This window comes from Streptosporangium sp. DT93 (assembly GCF_049844535.1).
In the GTDB taxonomy this organism is placed as follows: Bacteria; Actinomycetota; Actinomycetes; order Streptosporangiales; family Streptosporangiaceae; genus Streptosporangium.
Map to the genome: position 1 here is coordinate 484,246 of NZ_JBNCLF010000001.1, position 18,005 is coordinate 502,250.

Annotated in this window: 16 protein-coding genes; 8 read left to right on the plus strand and 8 right to left on the minus strand. The window is 69.3% G+C overall.

What is annotated here, in order from left to right:
* Window positions 1–63: 63 nt before the first annotated feature.
* Window positions 64–1,233, plus strand: a complete 1,170-nt coding sequence (gene wecB, locus ACLQ2R_RS02275) for a non-hydrolyzing UDP-N-acetylglucosamine 2-epimerase (protein ID WP_425957567.1) — start codon at window positions 64–66, stop codon at window positions 1,231–1,233.
* Window positions 1,234–1,296: 63 nt separating this feature from the next.
* Window positions 1,297–3,354: a glycosyltransferase family protein gene (locus tag ACLQ2R_RS02280; protein ID WP_425957568.1), complete on the plus strand. Its 2,058-nt coding sequence runs from the start codon at window positions 1,297–1,299 to the stop codon at window positions 3,352–3,354.
* 101 nt (window positions 3,355–3,455) lie between these two features.
* On the opposite strand, the gene ACLQ2R_RS02285 is transcribed toward ACLQ2R_RS02280, so the two are convergent.
* The 5 genes from ACLQ2R_RS02285 to ACLQ2R_RS02305 form a co-directional block, all read right to left on the minus strand.
* Window positions 3,456–3,773 (minus strand): helix-turn-helix domain-containing protein, encoded by a 318-nt coding sequence (locus ACLQ2R_RS02285; RefSeq protein WP_425957569.1) that lies wholly within the window; start codon window positions 3,771–3,773, stop codon window positions 3,456–3,458.
* A gap of 649 nt (window positions 3,774–4,422) precedes the next feature.
* Window positions 4,423–5,670, minus strand: coding sequence for a hypothetical protein (locus ACLQ2R_RS02290; protein ID WP_425957570.1), 1,248 nt, complete (start codon window positions 5,668–5,670; stop codon window positions 4,423–4,425).
* A gap of 468 nt (window positions 5,671–6,138) precedes the next feature.
* A complete protein-coding gene (locus ACLQ2R_RS02295; RefSeq protein WP_425957571.1) occupies window positions 6,139–6,804 on the minus strand; it encodes an RloB family protein in 666 nt (221 codons plus the stop codon).
* Window positions 6,801–8,060: an AAA family ATPase gene (locus ACLQ2R_RS02300; protein ID WP_425957572.1), complete on the minus strand. Its 1,260-nt coding sequence runs from the start codon at window positions 8,058–8,060 to the stop codon at window positions 6,801–6,803. The genes ACLQ2R_RS02295 and ACLQ2R_RS02300 overlap by 4 nt, the downstream gene beginning before the upstream one ends.
* Window positions 8,061–8,568: 508 nt before the next feature.
* Window positions 8,569–8,994 carry an ATP-binding protein gene (locus tag ACLQ2R_RS02305; RefSeq protein ID WP_425957573.1) on the minus strand — a complete coding sequence of 142 codons (426 nt, stop codon included), beginning with the start codon at window positions 8,992–8,994 and terminating at the stop codon, window positions 8,569–8,571.
* Between the two features lie 601 nt (window positions 8,995–9,595).
* Between ACLQ2R_RS02305 and ACLQ2R_RS02310 the strand changes: the two genes are divergently transcribed.
* From ACLQ2R_RS02310 to ACLQ2R_RS02330, 5 genes are all read left to right on the plus strand, one after another.
* Window positions 9,596–10,411 carry a helix-turn-helix domain-containing protein gene (locus ACLQ2R_RS02310; protein WP_425958155.1) on the plus strand — a complete coding sequence of 272 codons (816 nt, stop codon included), beginning with the start codon at window positions 9,596–9,598 and terminating at the stop codon, window positions 10,409–10,411.
* The gene (locus tag ACLQ2R_RS02315) at window positions 10,408–10,644 is read left to right on the plus strand and encodes a DUF397 domain-containing protein (RefSeq protein WP_425957574.1); all 237 of its coding nucleotides are present in this window, start codon (window positions 10,408–10,410) and stop codon (window positions 10,642–10,644) included. The genes ACLQ2R_RS02310 and ACLQ2R_RS02315 overlap by 4 nt, the downstream gene beginning before the upstream one ends.
* A 91-nt stretch (window positions 10,645–10,735) precedes the next feature.
* Window positions 10,736–11,359: an O-methyltransferase gene (locus ACLQ2R_RS02320; protein WP_425957575.1), complete on the plus strand. Its 624-nt coding sequence runs from the start codon at window positions 10,736–10,738 to the stop codon at window positions 11,357–11,359.
* Between the two features lie 206 nt (window positions 11,360–11,565).
* Window positions 11,566–12,297, plus strand: a complete 732-nt coding sequence (locus ACLQ2R_RS02325; RefSeq protein ID WP_425957576.1) for an RNA polymerase sigma factor — start codon at window positions 11,566–11,568, stop codon at window positions 12,295–12,297.
* The gene (locus ACLQ2R_RS02330) at window positions 12,294–12,980 is read left to right on the plus strand and encodes a hypothetical protein (RefSeq protein ID WP_425957577.1); all 687 of its coding nucleotides are present in this window, start codon (window positions 12,294–12,296) and stop codon (window positions 12,978–12,980) included. Before ACLQ2R_RS02325 ends, ACLQ2R_RS02330 begins: the two co-directional genes overlap by 4 nt.
* A 166-nt stretch (window positions 12,981–13,146) precedes the next feature.
* On the opposite strand, the gene ACLQ2R_RS02335 is transcribed toward ACLQ2R_RS02330, so the two are convergent.
* Window positions 13,147–13,419, minus strand: coding sequence for a GlsB/YeaQ/YmgE family stress response membrane protein (locus tag ACLQ2R_RS02335; protein ID WP_425957578.1), 273 nt, complete (start codon window positions 13,417–13,419; stop codon window positions 13,147–13,149).
* 383 nt (window positions 13,420–13,802) lie between these two features.
* Here ACLQ2R_RS02335 and ACLQ2R_RS02340 point away from each other — a divergent pair, with 383 nt between their 5' ends.
* Complete coding sequence (locus ACLQ2R_RS02340) at window positions 13,803–15,884, plus strand: NAD(P)-binding protein (protein ID WP_425957579.1); 2,082 nt, start codon at window positions 13,803–13,805, stop codon at window positions 15,882–15,884.
* Between the two features lie 97 nt (window positions 15,885–15,981).
* Here the strand turns inward: ACLQ2R_RS02340 and ACLQ2R_RS02345 are convergent, their stop codons facing one another.
* Together ACLQ2R_RS02345 and ACLQ2R_RS02350 are read right to left on the minus strand one after the other, a co-directional pair.
* Window positions 15,982–17,010: an acyltransferase family protein gene (locus ACLQ2R_RS02345; protein ID WP_425957580.1), complete on the minus strand. Its 1,029-nt coding sequence runs from the start codon at window positions 17,008–17,010 to the stop codon at window positions 15,982–15,984.
* A 152-nt stretch (window positions 17,011–17,162) separates the two neighbouring features.
* Entirely contained in the window at window positions 17,163–17,969 is an 807-nt protein-coding gene (locus ACLQ2R_RS02350) for an SDR family NAD(P)-dependent oxidoreductase (RefSeq protein ID WP_425957581.1), read from the minus strand.
* Between the last annotated feature and the right edge of the window lie 36 nt (window positions 17,970–18,005).

Here is an 18,005-nt window from a genome sequence, read left to right on the forward strand (position 1 = left end):
ATACCACGCGGTGACCGTACCATAGGCAAGGTTTGCCCCACTGCCGCATGAAAGGCGAGGTCAATGAGGGACTCTGCCCATTCGGGCGCTGCTCAGGACCCCGGCGATCCCCTCGTCCTGCACGTGCTCGGCGCACGCCCCAACTTCGTGAAAGCCGCCCCGGTGGTCCGCGCGCTCGCCGAGGCGGGCGTGCGGCAGGGCATCGTGCACACCGGTCAGCACTACGACGCGCTGATGTCGGACGTCTTCTTCGCCGACCTCGGCCTCCCCGAGCCGATCGCCAACCTCGCCGTCGGTTCCGGCTCGCACGCCCGCCAGACGGCGGCCCTGCTGGTCGGGCTTGAGGACGTGATGACGGCGCAGCACCCGGCGCTGGTCGTCGTCTACGGCGACGTGAACTCGACGCTGGCCGCGATCCTCGTCTGCGCCAAGCTGCACGTGCCGACCGCGCACGTGGAGGCGGGGCTGCGCTCCTTCGACCGGGACATGCCCGAGGAGGTCAACCGGATCGTCACCGACGCCCTGTCCGACATCCTCTTCGCCACCTCGCCGGACGCGCTCTCCCACCTGGCCGCCGAGGGCGTCGACCCCGCGAAGGTGCACCTCGTCGGCAACCCGATGATCGACAGTCTCTTCTCGGCGCTGGACCGCCTCGACCCCGCGCCGGTCCGCTCCCGGCTCGGCCTTCCCGAGCGGTACGGGGTCGCCACCCTGCACCGTCCCGGCAACGTCGACGACCCCGCCTCCGCGAAGGAGCTGGTCGACGCCGTGCTGGAGGTGAGCGCGCGCCTGCCGCTGGTGGTGCCGCTGCACCCGCGCGGGCGTACTCGTCTGGCCGAGGCCGGGCTGGTCGACTCGGAGAACCTGCGCATCGTCGACCCGCTGGGATACGTGGACTTCCTGTCGCTGGTACGGGGCGCGACCCTGGTCGTCACCGACTCCGGTGGCGTGCAGGAGGAGACGACCATGCTGGGCGTCCCCTGCCTGACCGTGCGGCCCAACACCGAACGGCCGATCACCATAACGCACGGCACCAACCGGCTCGTCACCCCCGCGCAGCTCCCCGCCGCCGCCGACCGGGCACTGGCCGACGGGGCCGCGACACCCTCGGGCGAGCTGCCCCCGCTCTGGGACGGCAAGGCCGGTCCCCGGATCGCCCGGGTGATCGAGACCTGGCTGCGCGGCGGCAACCTCTCCCCTGCCGGGCAATCCGTATCGCCCAAATCCCTCTGAAGCGTCTATTCAGGTACGGCGGAAGTCGTACCCTGGCACGACCCCGGACAAAGGCGATCCCCCATGAGCGAAGAGACCCCCGAAGAGCCGAAGTTCCAGCGTCTCGGGCCGATCAACTGGCTGCCCGAGGAGCGCAAGACCGTCGAACGCTTCGAGGAGCGTGTCCGGGACCTGGAGCGGCGCCTCGCCATCGCCGAGGCCAAGGCCGAGTACGCCCAGTGGAAGCTGGAGTCGACCAAGGTACAGCGCCCCTACCGGGTGGCCGAGGCGCTCACCGCGGCCAAGGGGTCGGGGGTCACCGCGCTGCCGGGCAAGCTGCGCTCGGCCATGCAGGCGCGGCGCGGGCCCAAGGCTCCCCGGCCGGTGACCGAGGTGATCGAGGAGCTCGATCGGCGGGGGCCGTCGGTGGACGTTCCCGAGGTCAAATGGCCTGTCGGGCCGATCGTCCGTTCTGACTTGAAGGTCGCGGTCATCCTGGACGACTTCTCCCGGATGGCGTTCCGCTACGAGTGGGACCAGATCGAGTTCGGGCTCCGCGACTGGCCGGAGATCTTCGCCGAGCGGCGGCCGGAGCTGCTGTTCGTGGAGTCGGCCTGGCACGGCAACCAGGGCCGCTGGCGCTACCAGATGACCGGGACGAACGCCCCCAAGCCGGAGCTGCTCGCCCTGATCGACTGGTGCCGCGCCGAGGGGGTCCCCACGGTCTTCTGGAACAAGGAGGACCCGCCGAACTTCGACTTCTTCATCGACACGGCCAAGCTGTTCGACTACGTCTTCACCTGCGACGGCGACATGGTGCCCCGCTACCGCGAGGTGCTGGGGCACGATCGGGTGGACGTGCTGCAGTTCGCCGCGCAGCCCCGGGTGCACAATCCGATCCAGGACAGGCGCGGGCGTGTGCACGACGTCGTCTTCGCGGGCATGTACTTCCGGGACAAGCACCCCGAGCGGCGCGAGCAGATGGAGACGGTGCTCGCCCCGATCCGCGAGCTCGGCCTGCACATCTTCGCCCGCAACGGAACCGTGGACGAGAAGTACGCCTGGCCCAAGGAGTACGTCCCGCACATCGTGGGCGAGCTCCCGTACGACCGGATGCTGGCCGCGTACAAGATGTACAAGGTCTTCCTGAACGTGAACTCCGTGCTCGACTCGCCGACCATGTGCGCCCGCCGGGTCTTCGAGCTGTCGGCCTGCTCGACGTCGATCGTCTCGGGCTGGTCCCGGGCCATCGAGGAGACGTTCGGGTCGCTGATCCCGATCGCCCGTGACGAGCTGGAGTCCTACAACCAGGTCCTGCACCTGATCAACAGCCCCGAGCTGCGGGCCCGGCAGGGGCACCTGGCCATGCGCGAGGTCTTCGACAAGCACCTGTTCTCGCACCGGGTGGACCAGATCCTGACGGTCCTCGGCAGGCCCGTGCGGCAGCGGACCCGGTCGATCTCGGTGGTGCTGCCCACCAACCGTGCCTCCCAGATCGAGCACGCGATCTCCTCGGTGGCCCGGCAGGTCCACCGGCCCGTCCAGCTCGTCATGGTGCTGCACGGGTTGGACATCGACCCCGTGGTGGTCGCCGACAAGGCGCGGATGGCCGGGATCACCGACGTCGTGGTGCTGCCCGCCGACCGGTCGCTGTCGCTGGGCGCCTGCCTGAACATGGGCATCGCCGCCGCCGAGGGCGACCTGATCGCCAAGATGGACGACGACAACCTCTACGGCGAGCACTACCTGTCGGACCTGGCGCGTGCCTTCGACTACTCCGACGCCGAGCTGGTGGGCAAGGGCGCGCACTACGCCTACTTCGAGGGCAGCAACGCCACCATGCTGCGCCTGCCGGGGCTGGAGCACCGCTACGCCTTCCTGGTGCAGGGCGGCACCTTCCTCGGCAAGGCGGACATGTTCCGGCACTACGGGTTCGAGGACGTCACGCGGGGCGAGGACACGCGGCTGGTGCGCCGGTTGAAGGAGGATCGGGTGAAGATCTATTCCGCCGACCGGTTCAACTTCGTCTACTGGCGCAGCGGCGACGCGGGGATGCACACCTGGCAGGCCGACGACATCAAGCTCACCCGCAACGCGCAGTTCTCCTTCGCGGGACGTCCCGACGACCACGTCATGATCTGACCTCGCTCCGGGGGGTGTCCCTGTTCCGGCGGCCGAGTGCTCCGAACCGCCGGGGCCAGATCCAGCAAAGTGGTGTGTGAGCCGGCCTTGCGCAGGAGTTGTCAGGCGATGGCGGCGATGTCGCCGTCGTCGAAGTAGATCGACTGGTGGAGTCGACCGCCGAGGGCAGCGGCATAGCGGGCCAGGATCTCCTGCCCGGAGATCTTGCCCTGCTCGATCTGGGAGACGCGTCCCTTGGTGACTCCCATGCGATCTGCGACGTGTTGCTGGGTCAGGCCGCGCCCGCGGCGGATTTCCGCCAGCCGGTGCCCCTGGACCTCAGCCAGGAGTTCCCGCTTACCGGCCTGGACGGCCTCCTCGCCACCGGCTCGCTGGACATGTTCCGCCCGGATGTCCTTCCAGCGCACATATCCGCTCATCTGCCATCCTCCTGTCGGGCGCGTTCCTTCAAGTAGACCTCGTATCGGTGCTCGGCCAACGGGATGGCCTCCTCATACCAGCTCTTCCACTTGAGAGGTGTTCGCGCTCCGGTGGGTGGGTGCTCCGGGCGGCCGTCGTTGGTGGCGGTCCGGTGGGTTCAGGCCTCCGGCCTGGCGGGCGCGCCGGTTGCGGGCTCTTACAAGCCGCCCGGAGCACCCACCCACCTCCGCGCACGCCTTCCCTCGCCGTACACATGCGGTCCGTAGCGGATTTCTCACGGGCCGCCCGTCGGGCTCTGCGACGCTGAAGCGATCCGTACGGGTCGTCCAGGGTTCGTCGCCGTAGCTGACGCGCCCGTACGGGAAGGAGCGCAGCGTGCTCGCCGTGACCGTCACGTCTCGTCCAGCCGATGTCCTTGAACCTCGGCCAGAAATTCCCGCTTGCCAGCCTGGACGGCCTCCTCGCCATCGGCTCGCTGGACATGTTCCGCCCGGATGTCCTTCCAGCGCACGTATCCGCGCAGCGGTGGCGCGGCCCTCGGGTCGGAGGCGAAGACTCGTCCTGCCGGAGGGGGTCACCGGCAGTCGGTCGGCTGCCGGTGACCATGATGCGCGGTTTACTCAGGGGCGATGAGTCGGGCCTGGGTGGTCAGCAGATGACCAGGACGAGGGAGACGACGGTGCAGTTGGCCGAGGCGTTGTCGTTGGCCGGGTTGGGGTCGGCCGGGGCGCTGGTGGTGCGGGTTCCGGTGACGGTGACGTTGCCGAGCGACAGCAGTGACAGCGGCACCCGGAACGTCTTGTTCACAGAGGTCCCCTGGGGGATGGCGCCGTAGGTACAGGTGACCGTGGATGCCGCGACGGTGCAGCCGGCCGACAGGTTCGTGGCGGACGCGCCGGGGGGCAGGATGGCCTTCACGGTGGCGGAGGTGACCGCGTCGGGGCCGTTGTTGCGGGCGGTCAGGGTGTAGCGCAGGTAGGGGATCAGGATGCCGAGGTTGGGCTGAGCGGCCAGGTCGACGTCGATGTCGGCCGTCGGCGGGACGCCGGCGGGGGCCCAGTCGGTGGCGAACTGGAAGCCGGGCACACCCGACAGCAGGGTCTTGCCGGTACCGTTGGCGTTCATCGTGTAGATGTCGCCGTTGGAGTTGTAGGCGATCTTGGCGCCGTCGGGTGACCACTGCGGGGTGTCGGCGCTGACGGCGTCGTTGGAGATGTTGGTCAGCCCGCTGCCGTTGGCGTTGATCGTGTGGATCTGCCCGATGCCTCCCATGATCGGCCCTAACCCGAAGGCGATCTTGGTGCCGTCCGGGGACCAGTCGGGCCCGAACGCGTCGCTGCCGGAGGGAACGCTCGTCAGCTGGGTCACGCCGGTACCGTCGGGGTTGACGGTGTACAGGTTTCTGTTCGAACCGTAGGCGATCTTGGTGCCGTCCGGGGACCAGGCGGGGAACGAGCCGTCGACGCCCAGGGCGGTCGCGCCGGTCCCGTCAGCGTTGATCACCTTCAGCCCGCCGAAGGTGCCGTAGACGATTTTCGTGCCGTCCGGGGACCAGTCGATCCTGCTGTCGAAAATGCCCTCGGGGCTGATCTGGACCTCTCCGGTGCCGTCGACGTTCATCGTCCACAGATGCTGGGTGTCGGTGAACCGGGTGAAGGCGATCGTGGTGTTGGTGGCGTTCACGACCGCGTTGCCGTCGTCGACGGCATTGTCGATGACCTTGGCCAGGCCGGTCCCGTCGGGGTTGATCGAGTAGATCTCCTTGTCCGGTTCGCTGCCCTGATCGGTGATGTAGATCTTGCCGTTGACACCGGGGAACGCGGCATGCGCCGCCGGTGGGGTGATGACCTGCGGACCCAGCACGGGTAGCACGAGCGCGGCCAGGAGCACGCACACACGGCGGACGCGCGAAGACAGAGGGGAACGGGAACTCACGAAAGGGGTCTCCAGTTCGGTCTCTCCGCACCGCTCCGGCCGGGACCCCGGCCGGGCCCCTGTCCATCCGCGAGCGACGCGGCCCTACCTGGACCACGCTCGTCACGACACCACGAGTACCGGCCGGGGGCGGGCGCGTCCCGGAGGTCCGCCGCCCCGTCCTGGTCCTGGCTCAGCGTCCGCTCACCGCACGAATACTGCCAGTAGTACATATGACACCTAAGCGTCATACAACAAGATCTAACAGGAGAATTGCGCTTGTTTTGCCCCACCGGCGCCGGGAGAGCGGTGGCCGATGAAGGCCTCACGTCCGGAACACCCGCCCGCTCCGGCTGGGCGAGCGTGAGCTTGGCCACCGTACGACTCCGATATGACGTAGGGACCCCACGGTGGCAGCGCGTTGAAGAGGAAACGGTCGCCGCATCGGCTTCAGTAGGAGGTGATCCCGAGGCCCTGCTCGACGAAGTGGAAGACGTCGGTGTACGGGTCGCGGTTCGGCAGGGTCACGTGGTCGCCGTGCTGGGCGTTCATCCGGAGGGCGCGTCGCTTCGCCTCGTTGTAGCGGCCCATGATCTGTTCTATGTGCACCTCCTTGATCTTTTCCACCTCGTTCCTGAAAGGGAGGCGATCGATCACCAGGTCACACACCTGGTTGAAGGTGCCGGCCACATCCTTGTGGTGCAGAAGCCTCCATACCTCGAAGCAGGGGTGCGAGAAGGCGATGCGGACCTTTCCGTGGCGGGCCTGCTTGAAGGCTCGGTCGAGCTCCTGGTGGTCGTCCCGGTCGAACAGGCACCAGACCTGAGGGCGGGTCTCCTCCCGCAGCCGGTTGCGCTCCGCCTCGCGGGTCAGTCTCTCCATAAGCGGTACCGCCGCCTCGACCAGGTCGATCGGCTTGCGCTGGGAACCCCGTGCACCGGCGTTCGCGATGTGCACCTCGACAGGTAACCTCTGCTCGCTGAGAAGTTGTTTCATGATGTCGATGTACGAAGGCTCGGTGAGCCTGCCTTCGGTGAAGACGTGAACGACCCGGTTGCGCTTGTCGCGCCGCTGTCCGGACGGCCCCAGCACGTCCTTCCCTCGCGTACGCGTCATTGAGCCTGCTCTGCGGTGTACCGGTGCCCGCGCGCGCTCACGGCGGACAACCGCCGGGCGAACTGTCCCTCCACGACGGAGGGGACCCCTCCGAAAGCTCCGGCGAGGTAGGACTCCATGAGGTTCTCGTCCTCTCCCGGCTCGGCTGCCGTCAGGGGATACAGTTCCGTGGCGCCGTCCTTGTCCTTCTCCGTCAGCCACACCTGGCCCGGTTCCAACAGCCGCTCCCCGCTTGGGGTGATGAGCAGCGACGGGTCGTGCGAGGTGAAGACGAGCTGCGCACCCTCGGGGTTGGCGTGCGGATCATGGAAGAGCCGGACGACCTCGGCGGCGAATCGCGGGTGCAGGCTCGCGTCCAGTTCGTCGACGAGCAGTACAGCCCCTTCGTCGAGCGCCAGCAGCAAGGGGCCGAGCAGCGCGAACCAGGATCGGGTACCGAACGACTCACTTCGCCAGTCGAAGGCGACGTCCTTGGCGGCCGACCGATGGGTCAGTCGCACCGTCGGCCGGTTCTTGCCCTCCTGGACGACCTCTGCGCCGGTGATCCCCAGATCCGCGACCCTCAGCAGTTCGTTGATCCGGCCTGCGCGGCTGCCGGAGAGCTCCCGCAGGGTGAACTGCTCTCGCTGCTCCCGCTCCTCCTCCGGGTTGACGACCCGTAGGTTGCGACGGAACCAGTGGAAGAGCGCCGAGAGTTGCGGGTGGTTGTCAGTACCGGCTGTGGACAGCAACAGTGTGTTGGGGCGTGTGCGCTTGGCCAACTGGGCCCGGTCCTTGATGCGATTGCCCGGCCATTCGTACACCCCGGCTCGCGAGGCGTCACGGTCGAGCCACACCTGACGGTGGCCTCGGGGGTAGCTGTGGATCCACTCAGCCTCGACGCGTCTTGAGCTCAGCTCGAATCCGTACGTCCAGCGCACCTTGTCCAGCACGAGGTCGGCCTCGAAGAAGCTCGGCTCGCTCTCGCTCTCGGAATCGAGCCCATAGGGCTTGCGCGGGGTTCCCTCGAACGAGGCCCATTGGGCATAGGAGTCGAGGACTGCCGCCCGCATATCGGTCAGTGCGGCCAGAACATTCGATTTTCCCGAGGCGTTGGCGCCGAAGATGCCGACCAGCGGGAGAACGCCGGCGGAGCGGCTCCCGCCGAGTGCGGTCTCCCGCGCCACCGCGCTCGACTCGTGTTCGGAGACGACGAAGGACAGCTCCTGCTCGTCGCGTAACGACCGCACGTTGGCGACACGGAACCGGAGCAGCACGCTGTCCCTCCTTTCCACCCCATGGTCAGGGTAACTGTCCGATCTTCGAGTGGCGCGCTCCAGCAACGATCACACTTCGATGAGTTTCGAGAAGCACGGCAGCGGTGCCGGACATGTCCCGCGCCTTGGTCCGGGACGACAAGGAACCCGCCCCGGACCGAGAAGGTCCGGATCATGGCCGGACTCCAGCCGCGTTCCTGGCGTCCGCCATCGTGAAGTGCCTGGTCCTTGGTTTCCCCCTCCTGCCCTGGAAGCAGAATGGATGATCGGGGAGGCGCAATTCGGGCCCGAATCGCGTTCTGTGGATAACTTCCGTGCTTGGAGGATTCGTGCTCCGATGGGCGGCCGTCGCTTGTAACTGACGCCTCCGTGCGGGAGAGTGCGCGGCCACTCGCCGTGACTCGCCCCGGCTCGTCGCACCGATGTCGCTCACCGTCGCGGCATGCTCGCCTGCTCGGTGCGCCGTCGCGCTGGTTGTGGCCGGGGATTCCCAGAAAGTGGTGGCCATTCAGGTGGGAAAGGTGCCGGCGCCGTCGGCCGCGACGCGGAACCAGACGGCGGTGCCCGCCTCGGTGTCGTGGTGGACGCCCCAGCCGGCGGCCATGGCCTCCACCAGGAACAGGCCGCGCCCGCCGTCGCTGTCGAGTCCGGTCGCGCGGACGAACGGAAGGCTCGCCTCCGAACCGTCGTCGATCACTTCGGCGTGCACCATGCCGCCACCGAGGCCCAGGCAGACCGTCACCGATCCTCCTGCCGTACGGCCGGAGTCGGAGTGGACGACGGAGTTCGTCACGACCTCGCTGAGCAGCAGCACCACGTCGTCGAGGGCGGTATTCGCGACTTTTCCGTTCAGGAGGTGACGCGCCCAGGCGCGCATCGTCGCGACCGAGCAGGGGGTTCCCGCGAACTCGGCGTGCCCCAGCGGGTGCAGCACGGCCCAGCGTCCCGAGGTCGTGCGTTGCCGTTCGTACCGGCAGGCGGCTTGTGCGGGCGTGCTAATGCGATCGCCGCCGAGACGATGACGTCGGCCGCGTTGTCGGCTTCGGCCCACACCGCTTCGCCGGGCCGCCACACCCTGGCCCACCAGGGGCGCCAGACGAACACCCATCCGCGGTCGCGACGGATGACCGTGATGCGGACGCGAGTCTCACTCCCGGACAGCACCTCCAGGATCGGCCGCCCCGCCCGGGGGAGCACCAGCGAGGTGCCCACTCCCAGCCTCCGCAGATCCCAGCCCAGCCGCACCAGATGAACGAACTCCTCTTGTGGATCGCGTGGCTTCACAACTCGCCCTTCCGCTGTCGTCGCATCGACTTACCGGCACTTTCGAAAACTCCGACGTTCACCGTCGGTGACCGGCCGTATGCTCAGAGCATGCAACTCATGCAACCTCAAATGCAACCCCAAATGCATATGCATGACGGAGATGCTTATGGAGAGTGCACCCTGGAGAACAGCCAAAACACCACCAAGTCGATGAAGGCGGACACGTGACGGATGGCCAGAGTCCGACAGTCCGTCGACGCCAGCTCGGGATGGAGCTACGTCGGTTACGAGAACGGGCGAATGTGTCCGCTGTCGAAGCGGGCGAACACATCGGTCGATCCGACTCGACGATCAGTCGCTTCGAGACAGGCAAGGTGACCATCCGCCAGAAGGTCCTTGTGCAACTTCTCGATCTGTACGACGCGGCCGATGACGAGACTCAGATCGTGCTCGATCTCGCACGCGAGGCCGGCAAACGGGGATGGTGGCATGCCCACGGCGACGCGGTACCGCCCTGGTTTGAGATCTTCATCGGGCTTGAGGCCGAAGCTGCGTCGATACAGACCTACCAGCCCCAACTGGTTCCTGGCATTCTTCAGACCGAGGCGTATGCCCGTGCCGTCGTCGAGGCCGACAGGCCCGGTACTCCCCCGCAGGAGGTCGACAGGCTTGTCGACCTCCGCCTGGCGAGACAGAAACTTCTTATTCGATCGAACCCACCGGAGCTGTGGGCGGTGATGAGCGAAGCAGTCCTGCGTCATGTCGTCGGCAACTCCGCGATCATGCGGGAGCAGCTCCTCAAACTTCACGAAACGCGACACCTCGCCAACGTCACTCTCCAGATACTGCCTTTCGCCGGAGGCGCCCATCCAGGCATGCTCGGCCCCTTCCATCTCCTGGAGTTCCCTCAACCCTCAGACACCCGTGTCGTTTACGTTGAGTACCTAACAGGCTCCATGTATCTGGAAAAACCCGAGGAAGTACGCAGGTATAGACTCGTTTTTGACCATATTCGCGCGGCTGCCTTACCGCCCAACAAGTCCGCTGCGCTGATGAGCTCGGTCATAGAGGAGATGACTTCATGACCGTGGAAGAGCGTGAACCGCAAGCTCTCGACGACCTGTCTCACGCCGCCTGGCGAAAGAGCAGCCTCAGCGGTAACGGAGGAGCCGACTGTGTAGAGGTCGCATCCCTTCCGGGCTCGGTGGCCGTTCGTGACTCCAAGGACCCCGGTGGCGTCGCGCTCCTCTTCTCGTCGGGTGACTGGACCGCTTTCCTCGGGCGCGTCAAGACCGGAGACTTCGACGCGCGCCCCTGATCAGGGGATCGACCCGAAGGCGTTCTCGGGCGTGGAGGAGGACACGAGCGCTCGGGGTACTCCTGAGGGCTGGTCGTTCTAGCCTGGGACGATGTCGGTCGATGGCACGGCGGCGTACGACGGGTTGGCGGGAGTGCCGCCGCTGGTGGGGCGGGCGGTCGAGGTCGCGCGGGAGGCGGGGTTCGGGCCGTCCTGTCGTCCCGAGCAGGGGCGGTTGCTGCACGCGCTGGCGGGCGGTGCCGAGGTGATCGGGGAGACCGGGACGGGGTGCGGGGTGGGGCTCGCCTGGCTGGTCTCGGGAGCCCGGCCGGGCACGCGGGTGGTGAGTGTCGAACGGGACGCGCGGTGGGCGGCGACGGCTGCTCAGGTGTTCGTCGACCATCCGTGGGTGACGGTGGTTCACGGTGACTGGCGGGAGATCCACCGGGAGGGGCCGTACGACCTGCTCGTGCTCGACGGTGGCGGGCAGGGGAAGCATGGTGAGCCCGCTGCCGATCCGTACCTGCTGCTCAGGCCGGGAGGGACGCTGGTCGTCGACGACCTGACCCCGGCCCGGCACTGGCCACCGCGGTTCGGCGAGGACGTCGACAGGGCCCGGATGCACTGGTTCGATCACCCGGGGCTGGACGCGGCGGAGCTCCGGCTCGCGCCCGGCCTGGCCACGCTCGTGGCCACCCGTCGTTTCCCCGGCGCGACGGAGGACCGGAGCGGATGACGCGCCACGATCCCGGCCGGGGTGACGTACGGCGCGGCGCGCGCGAACGGTCCCCGCCCCCTCGCCCGTCGTCGCTGCGCCTTTGACCTTCCATCCGTACGGCGCGGCGCGTGTGGGCGGCCCTCGTCCCCTGGGTGCCCTGCCGCCCATGACCGTGATGTCCGTGATCATTGGAACCGGTGGGTTCGAGCGGACAGTAGATGTGTGTGGAAACGACTATGCGTGCCCGGGTGCGCGCCGGGGATCCGGACGCCTTCGCCCGGCTGTTCGACGACTACGCGCGCTCGGTCTACAACCACGCCTTCCGGCTGACCGGTGACTGGTCGACCGCGGAGGACGTGGTCTCCGTGACCTTTCTGGAGGCGTGGCGCCTGCGTGGCAGGGTCGACGTCGACGGCGGCTCGTTACGGCCCTGGCTGCTCGGCGTCGCGACCAACGTCGCGCGCAACGTCAACCGCGCCGCCCGGCGGCACGAGGGGGCGCTGGCCCGGCTGCCTCCGGGCGAGGCGGTGCCGGACATCGCCGAGGAGGTGACAAGTCGCGTCGCCGACGACGCGTTGCTGGCGTCGGTCCGGGTGGCCCTGGACGCGCTGCGCCGTCCGGAGCGGGAGGTGATCGCGCTGTGCGTGTGGGCCGGCCTCGGGTACGCCGAGGCGGCCGAGGCGCTGGGGGTGCCGGTGGGGACGGTCCGCTCCCGGCTCTCGCGGGCGAGGAAGCGGTTACGGAGGCTCGCCGTGGACGCGGCGGGGAGGGGGGCGGGAACCGGAACGGGGTCCGGGACCGGCATCGGGACGGGGACCGGCATCGGGACGGGGACCGGCATCGGGACGGGGACCGGCATCGGGACGGGAGAGATACGGGAACCGCGGGCTTGGTCCAGACAGGTAAATGGTGACCGCGAGAACGCGGTCCGGTTCGTTCGGGAGAAGACGCTGTGAATACCGCCAAGCCCCAGCCCGATCCTGGTCGGATCGAGGAGCTGGCCCGGCTGCTGCCGGTCCCGGCGGAGCGGGACCTTCCGGCGGACCGCCGTCGGCCGCTCAAGGAGTTCATGATGCAGGAGATCCAACGGGACACCCGGCCCGAGGAGCGAGTGCGCCGTCGCCTGTTGCGGCGTCCGGCGCTGCTGGCACCCGTCCTGGCCGCCGCCGTGGCGGTGGCCGTGGCGGTGCCGGTGCTCGTCTCCGGGGGCACACCGGCCTACGCCGTGGCGCGGAATCCCGACGGCACGATCTCGGTCCAGATCAACGAGGTCAGGGACTCCAAGAAGCTGGAGGCCGACCTGAACGCCCTGGGCTTCAGGGCGGTCGTGGACTACGTGCCCCAGGGAAAGCAGTGTGAGGATCCGCGCGGCGACTTCCTGCCGAGCGAGAGGTCCTACGGACCCGCCGCCGACGACCCACTGGTCATCATCGACAGGGGGCCCATATCGGAGAAGGGCTTCCTCTTCAACCCCGCGGCTCTGGAGGAGGGACAGACCGCGGTGCTGGAGTTCAACATCGGTGATCCCACCGTGCACATCTGGGCGAAGATCGCGAACGGGCCGGTGAAGCCGTGCGTCATGGTCGACACCACCGGGCACCCCGTCGGTACCTCGGCGGTACCCAGCGCGTCGGGGTAGGCCGCGGACGCCCCTCGGCCGGGTCGTGGTCACCGTGCGGACGGTGCGGAACGCGACGACGCCCCCGCCCGGATGACTCCGGGCGGGGGCGTCGCGGTGCCGGGGGTGGTGGTCTCCGGAATCCCTCGGGATCTCCCCTCGGGAACCGGCCACCCCCGGGCACGAACTAGCGGACTCCGCGCCTGCCGTACAGGTTCGCCGCCAGGATGACGCCGACGGCGGCGACGGCGATCTGGATGATGATCTCGATCCAGTCGATGCCCGACGTGCTGGAGACGCCGAGGGCCCTGGCGATCGCGGTGCCGATGAGGGCGGCGACGATACCGACGACGATGGTCAGCCAGATCGGGATGCCCTGCTTGCCGGGCACGACGAGCCGGCCCAGGAAACCGATGATGGCACCGATGACGATGGCGGTGATGATGCCGGTTACTGTCATGCTCCACGCTCCCTGTCTGCTCAGCTGCCAGGCGTATGCCCTGGATAAGAGGAACAACACATAACGGAGTGATCTCAATCGGTAGCCCGCGGTCACGGAATCCTCACGGAGCGGTCCGCCGCGTCCCAGCGTCGCCGTCGAGCCAGGACGCCGGGACGCCGGGACGCCGGGACGCCGGCGTCGATGCCGCCGGGCACATGACCGTAAGGCGTCGCGATCCTTCGAGGACACACGTCGTTCCATGTCCGCTTTATTCGATGGATATCAGTTAATGCGACCTATTGGAGATATGTCATAAAAGAGAGCTAATGGTATGGGTAAAAACTTCTCGGAGGCACAGCGCGGCGGTCGGCACGATCTCTTCAGATCGGGAGGATCACCCCATGACCGATCCTCACGAGATCAATCCCCGTAAGGCCCTGGAACTCGGTATGGACCGGCTCATCTCCCGTCGAGACATCGTCGACGGGGTCATCGTGACCGACGGGATCGCGGCGAGCGCTCCGTTCCGCCCCGGCGAGCTGGACGGTCCCGGCGAACGAAACGGTCCCGGCGAACGGAAGGGCCTCGGCAAGCGGGACGGTCCCGGTGGGCGAGACGGTCTCGGTAGGCGGGACGGTCCCGGCGGGCGGGATCTCGGTGGGCGGGACGGCCTCACCCGCGCGCACTGGCCGGTGGGTGTCGACTCCCTGCGACCGCCGTTCCCCGGGGTCGCACGGCCGGCCGGGCTCGCGCGGGTCCTGCGCGACCCGCGGTTCCGGTCGCCGTCGAGCACCCCCGAGCCCACCGGCGAGCGCTACGACCTGGTCGTGGTCGGTGCCGGGGTCAGCGGGGTCAGCGCGGCGTACCGGTGGCTGGAGCGCGCCCCGAAGGCGCGGATCCTGATCCTGGACGATCATGACGACGTCGGCGGGCACGCCCTGCGCCACGGGCTCCACCCGGGCGGCGGGGAGGGGTCGCCGGCGGCGTACGGCGGGGCGCGGTGCGTCGAGCGGCCGCCGGCGTGGACCCCGGAGGCGAGGGATCTGCTCGGCAGGCTGGACATCCGCTCCTGGAGACCCGGCAGGCACGCCGATCACGGCCCGTACCCGGGAACGCCGATGCACGACAGCGTCTTCTGCGACCGGGAGACGTTCTCCTCCGAGAAACTGGTCGTGTTCAGGGCCGGGGGGCGGGCCGGGCGGTGGATCGCCGAGCTCCCGGTGGCCGACCGGGCCAGGAGGGACCTGCTGACGCTGTACGGCGACCCGCCCGACTGGTTCCCCGGCCTGTCCGCCGAGGAGAAGCAGGAACGGCTGGCCCGGCTGACCTACTCGGGTTTCCTCCGCACCGTCTGCGGGGTCCACCCTGACGTGCTGAAGTTCGTCAGGACCATGCCCGTCGAGAGATGGGGCTACGGGTCCGACGCGCTGGGCGCGATCGACGCCTGGGGGGAGGCCGACGAGTACCGGTACGCCGGGTTCGCGGGCCTGGGGCTCGACGGGTCCAAGCCGTCCCGGTACAACTCCCCCACCATGATCAAGGAGTGGAGGGCGGGCGGGTCCGCCGCCCGCCCCTTCCCCGGGGACGACCGGGTGATCGTCCAGATGATGCTCGCCAGGATGATCCCCGGTTTCGCCACCGCCACCGGCGCGGAGGGCATCACCACCGCCGCCTTCGACCACGCCGTGCTCGACCGGCCGGGCAACCGGGTCCGCGTGCGCCTGCGCAGCCCGGTGGTCTCGGCGGCCAACGACGGTCCCGCCGGGACGGCCGCCTCGGCCACGGTCGGCTACGTCGACGGCGAGCGGGTGCGGACCGTACGGGCCGGGGGCGTGATCATGGCCTGCTGGAACGCGCTGATCCCCCACCTGGTCGGCGACCTGCCGCCCGCGCAGCGGGTGGCGCTGCACCGGGCGGTCAAGGTCCCGCTGGTGCGCGCGCGGGTCCGGCTCCGCCACTGGCGGGCCTGGAGGGAACTCGGCATCGGGCACACCCGTTTCACCGGCGCCTACTGGTGCGCGGCCGGGCTCGCCGCCCCGTCCGGGCCCGGCGGCGACCGGCGCGGGGAGGGCCCGGCAGGACCGGACGAGCCGATCACCGTGCACATGACCGGCGCCCCCGTCACGCCCGGCATGTCCCCCGCGCTGGGCTCGATCTCGGGACGGTACGCCCTGATGGCGACGCCGTACCACCGTCTGGAGTACGGCATCCGCGACCAGCTCGCCCGGCTCCTCGGCCCGGCCGGGTTCGACCCGGCCCTCGACATCGAGGCGATCACCGTCGACCGCTGGGGGCACGGCTACGCGCCCGAGTACGCCACCCCGTGGGACCTGGCGTTCTATCCCGACGGCGACCCGCCCGCGGCCGTCGCCCGCAGGACGCACGGCCGGATCGCGATCGCCAACTCCGACTCCGTCCCGGCCGCCCGCACGGACGCGGCCGTCACCGCCGCCTACCGCGCGGTCGCGGAGCTTCAGGGCTGAGCGGAGGGAGCAGGGGAATCGACGGCCGGACCGGGTCGGGGGCGGACGGTCGGGTCGGGTCGGCCGGTTGCGGGCGGGAGGTCGTGGGCGGGGCGGGTCAGGCCGGTCTTCTCAGCCGGGTGAAGGCCCAGCTCATGTCCGGTTCGACCGCCCAGCGGGTGGCGCGCCGCACCGGCGCGGTGCACAGCAGGGCGGCGAGACCGACCCCCAGGAGCGCCACGACCGCCACCCCCGGCACGGTCTGGGCCCAGTCCCCGTAGAACCGCTCGGCGACCTTCACCACCAGGCCGTGCAGCAGGTAGGCGTACATGGTGGCCGTGCCGAGCCCGGAGTAGCGGGTGTGCCGGGAGGGGGTGACCGCCAGGAAGGCGGCGACGAGAAGCGCGCCCGCCGCCAGCATGCCGAGACGGATCAGGCTGCCGGTGACGTCGTCGACGCCGATCACGTCGTTGGCGTGCCGCCAGCGGATCCACTCGGTCCTGACGTGGGTGTGCAGGAGGAGCGCCGCCACCGCCCCGGCGGCGAGCGTGACGGCCCCCGCGATCCGCACCGGTCCCCGGCGCAGCAACGCGAAGTGCTCGGGACGCAGCATGAGCCCGAGCACGTAGAACGGGAGCAGGCCGAGGGTGCGGTTCATCGACAGCTCGTCGGGGAGCCTGCTCGTGCCCGACAGCAGCGACAGCCCGACCGCCACCACGAGCGGCCACCGCAGCTGCTGCCACACCGGCGTGGAGAGCCGCCACAGGAACAGCGACATCAGGAACCAGGTCAGGTAGTACGGGTCCAGGAGGCTGATGTCGAGCGTGCCGTACAGGACGAGGCGGGGCAGCGAGTAGAGCAGCTCGAAGATCACGTACGGCACGGCGAGGGTGCTGATCAGCTTGCGCGCCTTGCCCGACGAGAAGGTGAAGTTCCGCGACAGGTAGCCGCTGAGCACGATGAACAGCGGCATGTGGAACGTGTACACGTAGAGGTAGGCCGCGTGCGCGACCGGGACGTCCCGCAGGTCCTCGATCAGGTGACCCGAGACGACCAGCGTGATCGCCAGGAACTTGGCGTTGTCGAAGAAGGGGTCCCTGTGCGCGGCGGGCGGAAGGACGACCCGCAGGGGGGTTGGGGCGCTCACAACCCTCGGACCGTAGCCGCGCCCGCCCAACGCACGGCGAACGGCCGGTGACCCCCGGACGGCCGGTGCGCGACCGCCGGGCACCGGGCACCGGTCGCGGTCGCGGTGCCGGCCGGCCGGTCGCGGCGGTGGCCGTCCGGTCGCGGCACCGGTCAGGCGACCGCGGCGGCGCTGGCCTCCCAGAGGGCGCGGGCCAGGGCGGGGTCGCGCATCCTGGAGGGGACGGCGGCCGGGGCGCTCCTGGCGAAGTACCGGCCCGGATGGGCGGCGCCGTCCGGGTGCGTGGCCAGGTGGACCATGGTGCTCGCCCCCTCCTCCACGCTCCGGCCCATGCCGGGAACGTGCTTCACCATCCACATCACGAGCGTCGCCGGGGCGAACTCCGTCTTGATCACCCCGGGGTGGAAGCAGGTCGCGGTGACCCCGGTGCCCGCCAGGCGCCGGGCCAGCTCGACCGTGAAGAGGGCTCCCGCCTGCTTGGAGTCGCCGTACTGCAGCCAGCCGCTCCAGCGGCGGCGCTCGCGGTCGAGGTCGGAGGGGTCCAGCCGCCCGGTCCTGGCCGCCCGGGAGGAGGTGGTGATCACCCGGCTCCCGATCCGGTCGAGCAGCAGGGTCGTCAGCAGGAAGGGGGCCAGGTGGTTGACCTGGATCATCGTCTCGTGACCGTCGGGGGTGAGCGTGCGCTCGGTGGTCATCACCCCCGCGTTGTTGACCAGGACGTCGATCCGCCCGTAGCGGGAACGCAGCCTCGCGGCCAGCTCGCGCACGTCGTCCAGGCGGGTGTAGTCACAGGTGAAGGTGTCGGGGATCCGGTCGCTCACCGCCCGCACCCGCTCCGCCGCCCGGGCCGTCCTGCCGGGGTCGCGGCCGACCAGGACGACGTTCCGCCCGCGCCGGGCGAGTTCCACGGCGGCCGCCTCCCCGATTCCGGCACTGGCCCCCGTAATCACGTTAATCATCAGATCTCTCCCCCTGCGCGGAAACCTTATTCGGTG